This window comes from Paenibacillus periandrae (genome assembly GCF_022458865.1).
GTDB classification, from domain to species: domain Bacteria; phylum Bacillota; class Bacilli; order Paenibacillales; family NBRC-103111; genus Paenibacillus_S; species Paenibacillus_S periandrae.
Window position 1 is genome coordinate 145,389 of record NZ_JAJNMU010000010.1, and the last position, 15,799, is coordinate 161,187.

Annotated in this window: 8 protein-coding genes and 1 pseudogene; all 9 read right to left on the minus strand. The window is 48.8% G+C overall.

Going from position 1 to position 15,799, the window contains the following annotated elements; all coding sequences use genetic code 11:
* Nucleotides 1-88: 88 nt before the first annotated feature.
* The 9 genes and pseudogenes from LRL21_RS18160 to LRL21_RS18200 all read right to left on the minus strand — a co-directional run bounded on the left by LRL21_RS18160 (nucleotide 89) and on the right by LRL21_RS18200 (nucleotide 15,781).
* Nucleotides 89-292: a hypothetical protein gene (locus LRL21_RS18160; protein ID WP_240417215.1), complete on the minus strand. Its 204-nt coding sequence runs from the start codon at nucleotides 290-292 to the stop codon at nucleotides 89-91.
* Nucleotides 255-3,110, minus strand: coding sequence for an Ig-like domain-containing protein (locus LRL21_RS18165; RefSeq protein ID WP_240417351.1), 2,856 nt, complete (start codon nucleotides 3,108-3,110; stop codon nucleotides 255-257). Before LRL21_RS18165 ends, LRL21_RS18160 begins: the two co-directional genes overlap by 38 nt.
* A 117-nt stretch (nucleotides 3,111-3,227) precedes the next feature.
* Nucleotides 3,228-4,199, minus strand: a pseudogene (locus tag LRL21_RS46300) (glycoside hydrolase family 43 protein); the annotation flags it as partial.
* 31 nt (nucleotides 4,200-4,230) lie between these two features.
* Nucleotides 4,231-8,091, minus strand: coding sequence for a CBM35 domain-containing protein (locus LRL21_RS18175; RefSeq protein ID WP_240417216.1), 3,861 nt, complete (start codon nucleotides 8,089-8,091; stop codon nucleotides 4,231-4,233).
* A gap of 539 nt (nucleotides 8,092-8,630) precedes the next feature.
* On the minus strand, nucleotides 8,631-10,064 hold the full coding sequence (locus LRL21_RS18180) for a M20 family metallopeptidase (protein ID WP_240417217.1): 1,434 nt from the start codon (nucleotides 10,062-10,064) through the stop codon (nucleotides 8,631-8,633).
* A gap of 40 nt (nucleotides 10,065-10,104) precedes the next feature.
* A complete protein-coding gene (locus LRL21_RS18185) occupies nucleotides 10,105-11,712 on the minus strand; it encodes a response regulator transcription factor (RefSeq protein ID WP_240417218.1) in 1,608 nt (535 codons plus the stop codon).
* 186 nt (nucleotides 11,713-11,898) lie between these two features.
* Nucleotides 11,899-13,017: a Gfo/Idh/MocA family protein gene (locus LRL21_RS18190; protein ID WP_240417352.1), complete on the minus strand. Its 1,119-nt coding sequence runs from the start codon at nucleotides 13,015-13,017 to the stop codon at nucleotides 11,899-11,901.
* Nucleotides 13,018-13,054: 37 nt separating this feature from the next.
* Nucleotides 13,055-14,815 (minus strand): sensor histidine kinase, encoded by a 1,761-nt coding sequence (locus tag LRL21_RS18195; protein WP_240417219.1) that lies wholly within the window; start codon nucleotides 14,813-14,815, stop codon nucleotides 13,055-13,057.
* A 108-nt stretch (nucleotides 14,816-14,923) separates the two neighbouring features.
* The gene (locus tag LRL21_RS18200) at nucleotides 14,924-15,781 is read right to left on the minus strand and encodes a sugar phosphate isomerase/epimerase family protein (RefSeq protein ID WP_240417220.1); all 858 of its coding nucleotides are present in this window, start codon (nucleotides 15,779-15,781) and stop codon (nucleotides 14,924-14,926) included.
* Nucleotides 15,782-15,799 lie beyond the last annotated feature (18 nt).

Genomic DNA, 15,799 nt, shown 5'->3' on the forward strand with positions numbered 1-15,799 from the left:
ATTCCGGGCCTTAAGAATCTTTAGGTCTTTCTGTGTGATTTTTGTTTCTCCTTCAAACCAGCAGGAGTTTCCCGGATTCACCAGACCATTAAAGCCGGGAGCGTAAGGCAAAAAACAAGGGACCGGGCGGATGTTCCCGCTTGGCTCCTTGTTTTTTGCCTGCGTCCGCAAAGCTCCTGCCACTGCTGCTTGCAGCAGTCTGTCTGGCGTAACGGTGCAGAACAGTAATCAGTTGTTCCCGGGTAATGGAAGCTTCAGGGTGTAGTTGGGAAAGTGAGATTGCTGCCGCCAATTTGGGTATCTACGCCGCTTTTGCCGCTGTCCTTTTGATATACACCCACACTAACAACACAAGAAGCTGTGTAGCCGCCGTCATTAGTGGTTACAGTAATAACTGCTGTACCTGTGGCATGAACTGTTACATGCCCATGTCCATCCACGGTAGCTACTGCCGGATTGGAACTGCTCCAGGTCATCGTCTTGTTGGCTGCGTTAGCGGGTACTACATTGGCGTTAAGCTGGACAGTCGAAGCCCCATGGTTGGTATATCGTTGGGCGGTGGTCTGCTTAAGGCTCACACCCGTCACATGGACTGGCCGAGTCCCCGGATTTTCCGAATCAGTGTACCAGCTTACAGTTACTGTACATGTATCGCTGTAACCGCCGTCTTCCGTGGTTACCGTAATAACAGCTGTACCAGCGGCATGCACCGTCACAAGCCCATTTCCATCCACGGTAGCTACTGCCGGATTGGAACTGCTCCAGGTCACCGTCTTGTTGGCTGCATCAACGGGTTCCACATTGGCGGTGAGCAGTACAGTCGAAGCCCCATTATTGGTATACAGTTGGGCGGTGGTCTGATTCAGGCTCACCCCGATGACATGCTGAGTATAGACTGCAATGGTCAAACCCACAGGGGGACTAGCTTTATGGGTATCCGTCTCAGAGTAACGAACCCAATAAGTCCCGGGAGAAAGATCGGCGATGGTATCCCCTTCTACCTTCAACCAGGTGCCCCCATTGTCGGAGGACCATTCCATGAGAGAGTTGACCCCGGTGATGCGTCCATCCTTAGCCCCAACAGCTGTTTCATTGGTGGTCTCGAGCCCCTCGGGCGCAGCCTTCGGTCCTCCGATAACCATCGCTTTGAAATCGTCAAAGTCGATGGAGGCGTTGGCATAGCCGTCGATGCCGAACCGCTGGGCTGTCAGCTTGTCGCCGCCTGTGTGTCGGAAGTTGTAGTCCGTGGCCACCTCAACATCGTCAATATAGACGGTATAAGTCTTGGCGTCCCAGTTTGCCACCATTTTGATTTTGTACCATTTATTTAACTGAGAGTCCTTGACTTTGACCTTAGTGGAAGGCCCATTCTGGACTATAATTTTACCCGTATCAAAAGCCGTGACCATGGAATAATTGCCTGTTCCGCTGTCATTTCGCACCATGGCGCTATTGGCGTATTGGAAGCTAGTGTTTAGTCTGGCGCGGTATTCGATGACGATTCGCCGACCTGCCTCAGCTTTTAACTCGCCAGCATACGGCAGGAACAGGTTTGCCTTGCCCGAAGTAGCGGTTGTGGTCAGCCGGAGAAATTTATTCCCGGCCTCTTCCTGTACAGTGGCAGTAGCGCCATTGGTCAGATCTTCGGTGATAAAGCCGTAAGGGTACTTGCCAACTGTATCGCCGGAGAAATCCCGGTAAGCGTTATAGTTTACGCCGTCCCGAATGCTGTTTAGCGAACCTAACAAAGCTGCTTCTGCCTGAGCAAGCTTATCCAGTTCCTCGTCAAACTGTTCTTTGCTCAAATCGGAGTTAGCCATCGCATCCGCCTTGTTCACTTCGGCCACGAAGGCATCATACTTGGATTGGCTATAGTTGCCCAGCCCATCGCCCAAAGGATAGGAGAAGTTGGCCAGCTTGTTGCGGAGCTGGTTCACAATCTCATCAAGGCCCCACCCCGGAATAACGTTCACAGCAATGGTGGAAGGAAAATCACGGCCGTCCAGCTTCAGGGTGACAGGCACCTGAACAGTACCCAGAGAGCTGAAGTCAAATCCCTCCGGCTGCCAGCTGACAACCTCTGCCTTCTTCGACTGGCTGTTGTAGACAACATCAACAACGCTGGGCAGCTTAGGGGCCACCCCGGAAGGAATCTTCACTACGGAAGCAACTTGAACCGCATCTGAAGCTGCAATAACGGTCAAGTTGAGCGCCGCTTTCTTGCCGTTGTATTCGGCTGTAATAAGAGCTGTGCCCGGTTTCACCGCATATACCGATTGGGTCACTGAATCAATCCCGGCCACCCCAGGATCGCTGCTGGTATACTGGGCAGCTGCTGTCACATTCTGAACCTCATAGTTGTTATAGCTGGCCGTTAACTGCAATGGCCCGCTTGTCTCCCCAATGGTCAGGAGGCGTTGCAATCCGCCGATGGTAACGGACTGCACAGCTTTAGGCTCCGCAGCAACGGTAACCGAGGCTGTGGCCGTTTTTCCGTTATATATGGCGGTGATTGTGGTACTGCCCGCACTTACAGCCTTAACCCTAACCCCTCCATCAATAACGGCGACCTTCGTATCGGAAGAACTGAAGATTGCTCCTGTGTCAACAGCGGTATAGGTAGTACCTGTTACGGTATACAGGGGCAAGCTACGGGTTTCACCCAACCCCAACGTGTACCCCGGGGCATCGAATAACATTTCCGATGCATCCAGCTTAAATATATCCATGCTGTCGATTTCGGCAAGGTTGTTCCCCTTCGAGAAGCGGAGGATATTGTTGCCTTCCCTAAGGAAGACTTTCGCCGTGGAGAGTCCCCAGCGATTCAGGCCGGAATAGACGATGTTCAAATTGGCGCCGGAGCTCCCGTTGACCGACAAGATATGGGAGGCATCGGCCGCATTGGGTGAACCGTTGGCATTGCGCACGGACAGCATATAAAATCCCGCCTCTGGCACGTTTACGGTAAACTGGGCATAATCTTTGGCGTTCTTGATGTTGGCGATCTTCATCCCGCCGGACGCAGTGCTTTCTAGCCGGACAGCGGGAGAAGTTTCACCGCCCGGACCCTTCACCAGCAGCGCGTTTTCCGCTTCATAGCGCTTCCGCACCGGCTCGCCCGAAGGCTTGGCAATCGGTGTGTTCGGATCGGCGGGCTCTCCCAGGTTCGGCGTATTGTCTGCGTTCCAGGTGAATTTCTGCGTGTGGACTTTGCGGGTCCATCCCGATCCCGGCCAGCGAGCGGCATGGTAGATGATCCAGTCCTCTGTGTCATCAGGAGACATGACGATGCTGTGATGGCCTGGACCGTAAACGCCATTGGCGCTGGAGAAGATTGGCATGTCTTTTTTCAGCCAGGAGCCGGGATTCATCAAATCGTCACCGATCTTGGCCGTGATCAGCCCAAGGCAATAACTGTCTGTCCAGCTTCCGTTTGCGGAATAGACCAGATTAATCGTGTCGCCCTTTATCGTGACTTGGGGGCCTTCATTGATTCTGGCCGGTGACGATTCCCAATCATGTTCAGACGTCGAGAGCAATACCCGTTCCGAGCTGATGGTCCGTGGATCACTCATCTGCGCAATATACAAATTCTGGAAACTGCCGTCCGTTTCTTCCCAACCGGACCAGATGAAATAGTGTTTCTCATTTACAGTCAGCACAGTGCCGTCAATCGCCCAACGGTCGGTAGAATCGGTAATCTTCCCTTTGAACTCCCAGGTACCGGTCAACGGATTTTCACTAGCGTTCTCCAGCACGTACATGCGGTGGTTTGCGTTGGTTCCATTGTCAGCCGCAAAGTAAATATACCATTTGGATTTGCCGTCGGTATCCTTGAGATAGTGCATTTCCGGCGCCCAAACATTGGAGCTGTACATGGTGCCTTTAACCGGCGTCCAAGCCAGACTCCTCTCGCCCGCCTCAATGCCGGTGATGGTCTTCGCTCTGCGGATCATGATGCCGCTAGAGTTGGCAAATACGTTGTAATAGTAGCCGTCCGTGTGCTTGTATACCCAGGGATCGGCTCCTGTCTGCATAATTACATTGTAGAAATCCGACACATTCTTCCCCTCCTGCGCAGACGCCGAATCCGGCTTAACTGGCGTCGGCTCTACCGCCGCAGCCACTCCGCTCCATTGCGGCAGCATCAACAACACTGCGAAACAAAGCAGCAGATATCTGAATTTTTTGTTGACCATGTTCAATCCTCCTTGGAATCATATCATCCTGTTATCCCGCCCGTACATTCCAGCCCGCAAAGAGATAGCCCGGATCTGGTGTGGCGGTTAAGGTAATCGCCGTATCCTTGCCCGCCGACAATACATTGGCGCTGGCAGTGCCGTATCCCTCGGTTGCCAGTATAATACTGTGGCTGGTCACAGCAAAGCTGTCCACCACATTGACACTGAACACAGCCGGATTCCCCTTGTTAAACAGGATGGAGAAATCCGCCTTATCACCGCTCTTCAACCCCAGTGCGGCCATAGTCTCGCGCTTGATGGTCAACATATCCCCGCTGACCGTATAACCATCCGTTCCCAATGTGCCATTGTATACGGCACCTGTTACTGTTGCTGCGTATACAACCCCGGTCACAGACTTGGCCTCATTCCATATAATGCTGGCGCTTACATCCCCCGGAACATAGAGATCATAGGTGGCCTTTTCAGGACTAATATCCGCATCCTTCTTGGAGACGGTAATGGTGAAGTCCTTGGAGTAGTTCACACCGATCTCGTTTCCTTCTTCAATTGTAGCGGTGACAATGACTGTACCCGCTCTTGTGGCGGACAGCACATTCCTATCCAGGGTAGCTCTTGTTTGCCCGGCATCCTTGATGCTCCAGGTGATACTTTTACGTGTGGCCCAATCCGGTGAGACTGTTCCGAAAAGAGACAGCTCCTGTCCTGCCTGCACTGCCGCCGGGACAGCAGTAATGTCCGACACCGCGTAGAAGGTAGTGTCATATAGGTTGCGCAGCTCAATCTTAAACCGCTGGTTGTCTTTGCCCTCGTCATCAGCCAACCGCATAACAGCGTTGTTTCCTTTGGACGCTTCATTGACTGTAATCACTTTTCCATTGCTTTTGTTGATCACTTTGTAATAATCGCCCTCCTTTTCCAGACGCCACTGTTCAGTATTGGAAGGAGTGGGGGCCTCTTCAATAGTCTGATTTAGAATAAGTTCTTGAATATCCGAATTAGGCTTAATATCGAGGAAGCGTGCGCCACGCATAACTAGGATCCGATAATAACCTGTCCCCAGATCCAGGAATCGCACCAATTGACTATTGGTATCACCATTGGAATATTGGATAACGGCTGCTCCCTGATTGTACTTCTCACCTGCCACACTCAGCGCCTTGCCGCTATGCTTCGGCTGGATCTTCACCATCTTCTCGGGGGTAATTTCCCTAGCCGTCGTTCTCATGAATCCACCGCTGAATTTATCCAGGATCAGGCTGTCTATATTGAGCTGTCCGGTATCTCCTTCCTCACGGCGGAATTCAATGCTATTCTTCCCGGCTACCAGATTGACCGTCTCGGTCGCGTCCGTCCAGGTATCCCAATTCGCTGTCGGCGGCAAGGAAACTTGCTTGACCCGGTTGCCGTTCACATACATGCTCATGGTTCGGTTCGACGACTGTACACCCGAATAGCGCAAGGTTGACGTATAGGCCGCTGTATAGGGGACATTCACTTCAAACCCGATAGAATCCCCTTTATTCTGGAATAAGCCGACATAACCGTTGCCTTCAAACCATAGACGGTCTCTTCCGATCCCCGGCGTGCCTGAGAGGGTTGCCGCTTCCGCCTGATATTTCCATGGCGTGCGCTTATTCAGGTGAATATGATCGATCTGGATGACGCCTGAATCTCCGGCTGCGCTCCTAAAGGCGATGCTGTTTTTCCCTTTGTCCAGGGAAACGGTTACAGTGTGCTCCTTCCACACCTTGGCGCCTCCGGAATAGGGAAGGACCATGTTCTGCATAGGCGTGCCGTTCACCTCAAACGACAATGTTTTGCCGCCCTGCTCTGTGGCGTACCGCAGCTTGAGATCATAGCTGGCCGCATACTCGGCATACACAGAAAATTCCACGGACGAGTTCACTTGGGACAGACCGCTCACATAACCGATTCCCGTATTCCCATCCTGAGCCTGAACGATTCTGGCATCCGACCCACCTGTCGTTTTGGCGGATTCCGCTTCATACGTCCAGGTCGCCGCTTCGGTAACCGTGATATAATCCAGATTGACATTCCCCGTATCGCCGCTATCATACTTATAGGTGATAACATTGCTTCCCTCTTTCAGGAATACATTGTCATATCTGTCGGCCCACTTGTTCCATCCCTTCAGACCGAAGAAATTCGCTTGTTTGATCTTGGTGCCATTCACATACATGGTCAAGGCTCGATCTTTCCCAGTTCCAGCGCCATAAGCCAGCTTGACCGAATAGCTGCCCGCGTGAGGAGCGTTTACTGTAAAGCTGATCGCCGCATTCGGCCCCGTGAAGCCGCTGACAAAACCTGAACCGCTATATCCCGCATGGTTTTGAGCGATGCCCGCACCGCCTGATAGCTCCGCGCCTTCCGCTTCGTACAAGACGCTTTTCTTGGCAATGATCGCGTCCAGCCCCAAAGCGCTTTTGCCGGAAAGACGCACGATGTTGCTGCCTTCATTCAGCCGGATGTTGTGAACGGTTTTTAAGTCGAAGTTCAGTTTGTTCGCCGGTCCAGCATTAGATGGGAATACAAGCGGGGCCGGAGCCTCCTGGTTCACGCCCAGCGTCATGGTGACCGGCTCTGCCGTATTGTTGTTGTAGCGGAAGTCCAGCGAGTAAATCCCCCCTGTATGGGTGTTGACTGTAAACTCCACATAGTCGCTGGCAGCGCTATTGCTGTAGCGGGCATATCGGCCGGATGAGGCATAGATGCTATTCATGGTTGCTCTTGCAGCCCCCGATAATTGCGCGTCTTCCGCTTCATAGATTTCGCTCTTCTCCTCCCCGGAGGGGCGGCTCAGCACGGTGCCGGGGTTGGACGGGATGCCCAAATTGATGAAGTCATTGTCGTCCCAATTGATCCGCTGGGCGCGAACCTCTCTGTTCTTGCCGCCTTGGCTATGGGTCGGGATGCCATGGTAGGTAATCCAGTCCTCTGTGCCGTCTTCGGATTTCAGGAATAACGGCGAGCCTGTCGAGTAAGAACTGTTTTCATCCGAACGTTTCATGATCGGCTCGGGATGTTTATGCCATGCCGCTTCATTCTCCACATTTTGAGCCAGATCGGCCCAGGACAGGCCGACAGCATAGTTATCATGCGTGTAGCTGCTGGCGGAATAGGCAAAATAAACTTTACCGTTACGCTCCACCACGGCTGCCCCTTCATTAACATTATCAACATACTTCTCCCAGTCATAGGTCGGTCTGGCTAACGTAATCTCTTCGCCTTCCAATGTCCACGGGTTTTTCATTTTGACAATCGTGGGACATTCATCAAATCTCTGGTTTCCTGTTTTTGGATCTATAAAATAGTAATATTTCGTGTAGGTAAGGTATCTCTGCCCTTTGATGGTGACGAAACCGGTAGGCAGTCCATAACTTTGCGTATTCAGCAACCCCTGTTGGGGTGTAAGTCCGTCTCCATTATCATAGGTTCCCTTCAGTTCCCAGGTCCCTTCAAATGGATCGGGCGAGCTGTTCTCCAAAACATAAGAGCTGGGATGGCCATAAGCAAAGCGCCCCGCTTGATCACTAACCTTCGGACCGGAGGCGAAATAGATGTACCATTTGCCGTCGATCCTGTGCGCATCAGGACCCCAAATAAATTCCAGGTTTTCAGGTAACTTCCATACTTCTTTACTTTTCGCGGTGGAAACGCCAAGAATGGTTTCATGCCGTTTCAATACAACATTGCCATCGCCTGCCGCCGAATAATAGTATCCATCGTCTTGCCTTTCAATGGTAGGGTCGGCTCCTTTCATCAGCGGGTTAAGATAATAGGATGATACATCCGCATAGGCGATATTGGTCAACGTCATCACGACCAGTACCACTATGGACACAGCAAACAAACCAATTTTCCTCATTGCAACAATTTCCTCCTTAGGGAATTTCCTGGAGCTTTTTGGAAAACAGGAATGATCGCTGGAAATAAACCGCTTTCATTTTCGCTAAAGCTTCGCTCCATGGATGCTTATACTGTACTGTGATCCCTCCATACCAGGCCTTAAGAATCTTTAGGTCTTTCTGTACGATTTTTGTTATTTACCTAAATCCGTTTTCAAACGGACTGGCCGACTGCGGGGTGATCGAGTAGGAGACTTCATGTCCGCACCCTGCGAAATTAATATTACGTCCGTAATAGTTGTTTGCCAATATATCCCTCATGAACGAGATTTCCTAAGCTACAAAAAAGCCGTCAAAAGCAATGCTTTTGAACGGCTCTCTTTGACCCTGCGGCTCCAGGCTATGGATAACATATTCACGACGAACTCGAATTCGTAAGCATAATATCCAATGACTGAAAAAGTTGCGTAATCATCACTATTAGGACTTAAACTTTCTAAAAGCTATGATACAGTTTCACTCAAGTGTTCTGCTAGTAATATAGTCTGATCCCCTCCCCTTAAGCCCCTCTGACAGGACCAGGGATCAAACCGTCCGGGATCGGACATATATAACTTCTGCCACTCAGCTGCTTCGCGTGTTCCTCCTTGGCATGTTCCAGTACCTCGGGCTTATGCAACAGCTCAACAACTGTCGCCGCGATCACTTTTCCTGCATGCAGCATGCCTTTGTGGCCGATCGACATCCCGACCTGACTGACCGCCTGCCAGGAATGGAGAGCAGTCCCCAGCGCCATGCTGGTGATCCAGCTCTGAACTGTGGGTACGTTCCAGCTGACATCTCCCACATCGGTTGAACCCATGGCGACAGTAATTTCTTGTTTAGCCTCGTACGGTTCCAGACGATCGGACAGCACCTTACCTGACAGCTCCTGCGGCAAATTGTGGTTTTTCTCAGCATCCGATAAAGTAGCACGTATTTTGTTCGCAAATTGTTGTTCCGTTTCATCAAAAACCGGGCAGCCCAGTTGAATAAATTGTTCATGCATCACCTGCTCCAAGGTCCGATTGACAATCAGCTCAGACGAGCCGGAATCAAATACAATCTCAAGCTCGGTCCCGGTCATTAACGCGGCTCCTTTGGCGACATTGCAAATTCGCTCATATAAATCGGCCAGCTGCTCGGAACGCGGAACGCGCATTTTATACAACACCTCGGCTTCCGATTGGACAACATTCGGCGATAAGCCGCCTGTATTCGTAATCGCATAATGAAGGCGCGCATCCGAAATGATGTGCTCACGCAAATAATTGCAGCCTACGTTCATTAACTCGACTGCATCCAGCGCGCTTCGTCCCAAGTGTGCGTCTCCACCAGCATGGGCACTGCGCCCCTTGAACCTGTAGTAAACCTGGCAGGTAGCCAAGCTCGACGTGCTCATAATATGGCTGGTTGTCCCCGGATGCCAGGTTACTGCGGCATCGACATCGGCAAACAGCCCATTTTTCACCATGAACCCTTTACCACCGCCACCTTCCTCGGCAGGGCATCCATACAAGCGAACTGTGCCTGGCAGCTTATGCTTCTCCATATATTGACGCACAGCTACTGCGGCAGCCAATGCCCCACTGCCAAGCAGGTTGTGCCCGCAGCCGTGCCCATTGGCTCCACTTATAATCGGAGCTTTCCTGGACTCACCCTTCTTCTGGCTAAGCCCGGACAACGCATCGTATTCTGCGAGTACGGCAATAACCGGCTTGCCTTGTCCGTAGCTTCCGACGAGTGCCGTTGGAATACCGCCAGCTTCACGCTGTACCGTAAAGCCCTCCTGTTCCAGCACCTCGGCAAACAATGCAGCCGACTGCCGTTCCTCATAGCGCGTTTCTGCGTATTCCCATATTTGATTACTGACCTTGATAAACAAGTCTCTCTGGTTCTCTATCAAATCCGCAATTTCTTGAACTCTGTCTGAAATATGTTGTACGTCTGTCATGGCCTATCAGCTCCTATATCGTAAATCTCCTCCAGGAATTTTACTTTCGATGCTTCTTTCTGAATTCCAGAGGATTCATGTCTGTGACGCGTTTGAACATTTTCGAAAAATGGGAAAAGTTGGTGTACCCGATTGACGTTGCAATTTCACTAACCGACTTGTCCGATTGAATGAGTAACGATTGGGCTAATTTAAAGCGCTCTTCGATCAGATAATCGAATAAGGATGTGCCTGTCTCTTTTTTAAATATTCTCGATAAGTAATCCGGACTTAAAAATACATTCGCAGCTATGTCATCACGGGAAATATCCTTGTCCATATTTTCGGTAATGTAGGCCTTCACTTGATTGATGACCGTATGGGATTCCTCAATGGATTGAATAAAATCGACAGCAAGCTCAACGACTGCTTTGGACCATTCCTGCAAATTGGAAACGGTACGTGTAACAGATGCCATTTGTTGGGTAGACAATCTTTCCGAGAATATCAAATGAGCCTGCAGCCCTTTTAATTGAAGCACATGATAAACCATTTGGAGAAAATTATGATAAAATTCCTGCAGTATTTTGGCGCTGCCTTCAGTTTGCTTCATATCTTCGAGATAACGATGAATATCTTCCTGCAGCGATGTTTTCGAACCTTGTTTAAGTAATTCCAGCCAGCTGCTTATATTCGGTTGTTGGACATGTTCCTGAAGCTCAGATATTTCGTCCAAACGATAAACCTTTCGCGCATTGGTTACATTATTTCTATCCTTTTCAATTAAGGATTGCACCGCTTTATGAATGTCGACAATATTCGTAACCTCACCAATATAGCACGATAATTCACAATAGAAATACTCATCACAAGAACGAACATAACTCATGAGCTCTGCCTCCAGATAGGCTGTGGATACAAGTAGTGCATGGTCCCGAGGGAGTAAGGCGACCAGATTCCTCTCCGAAATGGGTACCACACATCCCCCCTCAAGCCCATCCAAATGAAAGCTATGCTCAGCGGCATTACGAAGCGCATATTCCATGATCTTCTTCTCGCGTTCCGACAGCTCCTTGCTCCAGCCGCGAACGGATATTAGAATCGGCACAAATTGATCATCGGGGAGATAGGGTATATTACGTTTATAGATCAGCTCACTGATCTGCTCAGGATGGGAGGATACCGTTTGATGAATCAGATCCAACCAAAAACGCTCCACCAATAACGGATGGTGTGCAGACCATAGCTGATAATAATGCTTTAAGGTTTCGGTAAATTTAACAGCTTCGCTATCGGATTCGATTTTTTGTATGGCTTTATGGAGCACAGCTTCGAGTTCCGTGTATCGAACCGGTTTTAACAGATAGTCAAGGCTTCCCAATTGAAGCGCCTTTTTGGCGTATTCAAAATCCGCATGGCAGGTTAAAAACAGACTCACGGTTGCCGGATAATGCTCCTTAACCCATGTTAACAAGTCAATTCCGTTTCCCTGAGGCATTTCTATATCACAGATCATCAAACTGATGGCCTGACTTGTATAAATCTCCTTAGCTTGACGAATGTTGTAGGCTACATATACTTGAGTTACCCCAAGCTTCGCCCAATCAATTCCGGTCTCTATTCCATGCGCGGCATGAATTTCATCATCTACAATAAGCACTCCATCCATGATCAACCCTCCGTCCCCAAGTACGTATTCTGACTGTATAGGATGATTATAACATTAAACCCGATGGGTTAAGGGAGCTGCCCTCCGTAACAAGGAAGGTTGTCAGATTTAGCGCACATAAAGTCCATGATCTCCATGACCATGGACTTTATACAAAGGAGGACCCTACTATCTTGCCTTCTGGCCTTATTGATTAAGGTTAACAAATTCAGCAAAATCAATGGTTTTCCCTGTTTCGGCGGATTGATAGACAGCTTCCAGTATTTGAGTTACCACATACGCTTGCTCTGCTTTGACCAACGGGTCCGTATCATGGATGATGCACTCCAGCCATTGCTCAGCCTCCAACACGCCAGGAGCTTCATCCTTGCCAGTAAAGTAAGCAACACTCGCGCCTGTATTCGGCTTGATTTCAACCAGCTTGCCGTACTGTGCCTTATTAAAGACAAGCTCTGTTTTTCTATTCGGCCCAACCTTCATTTCAGCTCCACCATCAACTCCAAATAAGGAGGTCTTCGCTTCTTTGGCATCAGTCGTATTAAGCGCCCAGGAGCACTCCAGGAATACGGTGGCACCATCCTCCATTTTGATAAAAGCAAAAGCCGAATCCTCTACATCAAAGGTCGCCGGATCCCATGGTCCGAATAAATTACCTTCGATATTGTCCTTCATTTTATAATATACCGAGCCTGTCACCGATTGAGGCTTGTAGTTGTCCATGCACCATAATGTCAAATCGAGTGCGTGGGTACCAATATCGATTAAAGCCCCACCGCCCTGCAGCTTCTTGTCAGTAAACACACCCCATGTCGGAACCGCTTTTCTGCGAACAGCATGGGCTTTAGCCATATACACCTCACCCAAATCTCCCTTCGAGCAAGCACGGTACAACACTTGGGATTCCTCGTTAAACCGATTTTGATAACCAATGGTCAGCTTTTTACCGGTTCTTTTCGATGCATCCAGCATTTTTTTGGCCTCGACAGAATTAATCGCCATCGGTTTTTCGCACATCACGTGCTTGCCTGATTCCAATGCATCTACAGTAATAAAGGAATGATACAAATTAGGTGTCAGCACATGAACAACATCGATAGATTTGTCCTTTAACAGCTCCTTATAGTCCGTATAGACGGCAGCATCAGGAACTCCAAATTCGGCCGCTGCTGTAATAGCTCTGTCCTCCACCACATCGCAAAAGGCAACCATTTTTCCCAGATGAGGCAGTTTGGCAAGTGATGGCATATGCTTCTGATGTGCAATGGCTCCGCAGCCAATAATTCCAATTTTTAAAGGTTCATTCATCATGTAACCGCTCCTTTTATGCATCTAAGTTTTAATGTTATTGTGTCATTTTTTCATTATTCATCGCTTCCATCGGCAGCCGGATTTCAACCTTTGCACCACTTTTGGGTCCATTCATGAACACCACGTGAGCCCGGTTCGGATACAGCAGCGCAATTCTGCGTTTTACATTCCAGATCCCGATGTTCTCTCCTTTATCGTTCATCAGATCCACATCCGATTGCAGCCGCTGAAGCACATCATCGGGAAATCCCTTGCCCGAATCTTCGATGGAAATTTTCAATAAATCCCCTTCAGCAGATGATTCGGAGTCGATGACAATATGAATATGAATGGAATCGTCCATCGTAACCGCATGTTTAATTGTATTCTCCACAAAGGTTTGCACGATCAAGGGTGGAACCTGAATTTCCTCCAAGTCATCCTTCAGGGTCACCTCGTAATCGAGATGCTTCGGAAACCTCATTTTTTGAATGTTCAAGTAATTGCAGGTATGTCTGATTTCATCTTTTAAAGGGACAAACGTCAGGTTGCTGCGGAACATGTACCGGAAGTACTCAACCAGCGACAAGGACATTTCCTGGATAAGCTCGTACTTCTGAGCCTGAGCCAGATGATACACGATATTTAAGGAATTCAGATAAAAATGGGGATTAATTTGCAGCTGCAAATGCTTAAGCTCCGCACGCTGACTGCTCAATTGCTCCTCATATACATCGATTTTCAATTGTTCAATTTGAGCAACCATATCATTGAACGCCGCATTTATCACTTCAAACTCACCGGAGGATGAGTAAGGCACGATTCGAGTATCCCACTTGCCTTCCTTAAATCTCCGCATTGCCATTAATAATTTGTAGATCGGACGCAGAATAAGCTTTCTCAAAAACAACAACAGCAGCAGCAGCATAATAACAAAACCGAGAGGCACAACCAACACAACCCGTTGAAAAACAGGCAGCTTTTCCATAATTCCATTTTCCGGGATCAGCACCGTCAGATAGAAGCTGCCCTTCTTGGAACGTTCTGCAACCTCCAGGTAGGTCTGGTTGTTTCCGGTTAGCTTGTATATTTCATCTTCGAGTGCCAGATCGATGCCATTCTGTGCAATAAACTCATGATGATCCATCGGTTCATGGTGCTCCGTAGACAAAACCGAAATCCCGGTTTCCCCCAAATCGATCAAATTGAGCGGAATCATCATCCTTTTTGCATTCACCCATGCCCCTACATATACATTGCCTATCTTGGCGACATGGCTCAAATAATGCTCTTGGTCAATTTGCTGGACACACCATTTCAGTGTACATTCCTGCTCCATTTGTGCGTTATTCTTGAGCATGGAGGTGAGCAGTATTCGAGCTTGATCCCTCTCTTTAAAGCTTAAAGCCAGGTTCGGTCCGATTAAAAAATCATCATTATTTCCCGAATAAACAAAGAACATATCCATCGTTTTACTGTTATTAATAGTCGTCGATATATTATTAAACAATCGAATTCGAGCTTCCTGGTACCTTACCGAATAGTAGGCATCCGGCTGATCCAGAATGATCAAGTCGGTTTCTTCAGCAACCATATTGTATAAGTACTCATCCGCTTCTCCCAGTGTACGATCGATTTGCCCCATATACAGGGTAACGAGATTCTTATTGGATTGGGCTACCTGATCCCTGACAACCTTCCCCGCATAAGAGCTGTAATAGATCATCCAAACCATCAAAGGAATGAAGATTGCAAAAAAAGCCAGACCGATTCGAAATCTCAGAGATTTAAAAAATTCCTTGTTCATAAATCCCATTTCTTCTGACCTCCATGATCGTGATGTCTATAACCCATTATTATATCATGGAAGAGATCAACCGGAATACGTTCCGGCTGACCCCTTGCGGCATTGGATTGGGATCTCTTACACCGTTACTTGCTGCAGCAGTCTTTCCAGGTTGCGATAGCTAAGGGCTACCCCTTCAATCTCGTCACCTGCGGTTACATCCTGTTCGACAAATACATATTTGGCATGTCCAAGCGAAGTGGCTTCCTTCAAATAGTCCGCAATAAGGAGGGTTCCCTGGCCAATTTGGGTAAAATGAGCCGGGTCCTGAGTTTTATAAAGCTCGTCTATCGTGATGCTGCTGTTGGCCCCGAATACATCAAACCAATTAACCGGCTGAGCCGCCGCAGGCAGATCCTTTTGATGCAGCATGATGCAGCGATCTCCCAGCTTACGCATCCATTCTATTGGGTCAACTCCGCCTCTGAGCGCCCAATATGTATCCAGTTCAAACTTCACCAGCTGTGGATCGGTATGCGCGAGCATAAGGTCCATAACCGTTTCACCCTCAAACACCTGAAACTCCTGAAAATGATTATGATAATATAATTGCATACCGCCACTCTTACATATTTCCCCATATCTATTAAATGATTCGCAGAATTTCAGTACATCCTGTTTATTGGCAAAGAAAGCGATTGAACAACCGATTCCAGTGCTCCCGATTTCTTGACTAGCCGCAAGGATACCTTCCCAATCGGTTTCCTCATTGACTCGGGTATGGCAGCTGACAGCTTTCATGCCAAGGCGATCCAACTGCCTCCTTACTTCAGAGGGAGTAATATCCCCTCCAAGGCTTAAGCCCTCATCGGTTTTACGAATGACCATTTCCAGATTGGTGTAGCCGATTTGCGCCAGCTTCTCCAAGGTCCCTACATAATCTAGCTTTAATGCATCCTTAACAGAAAATAGCTGTAATCCGATTGATAAAGTCATAATGGCCTCCATATTCGA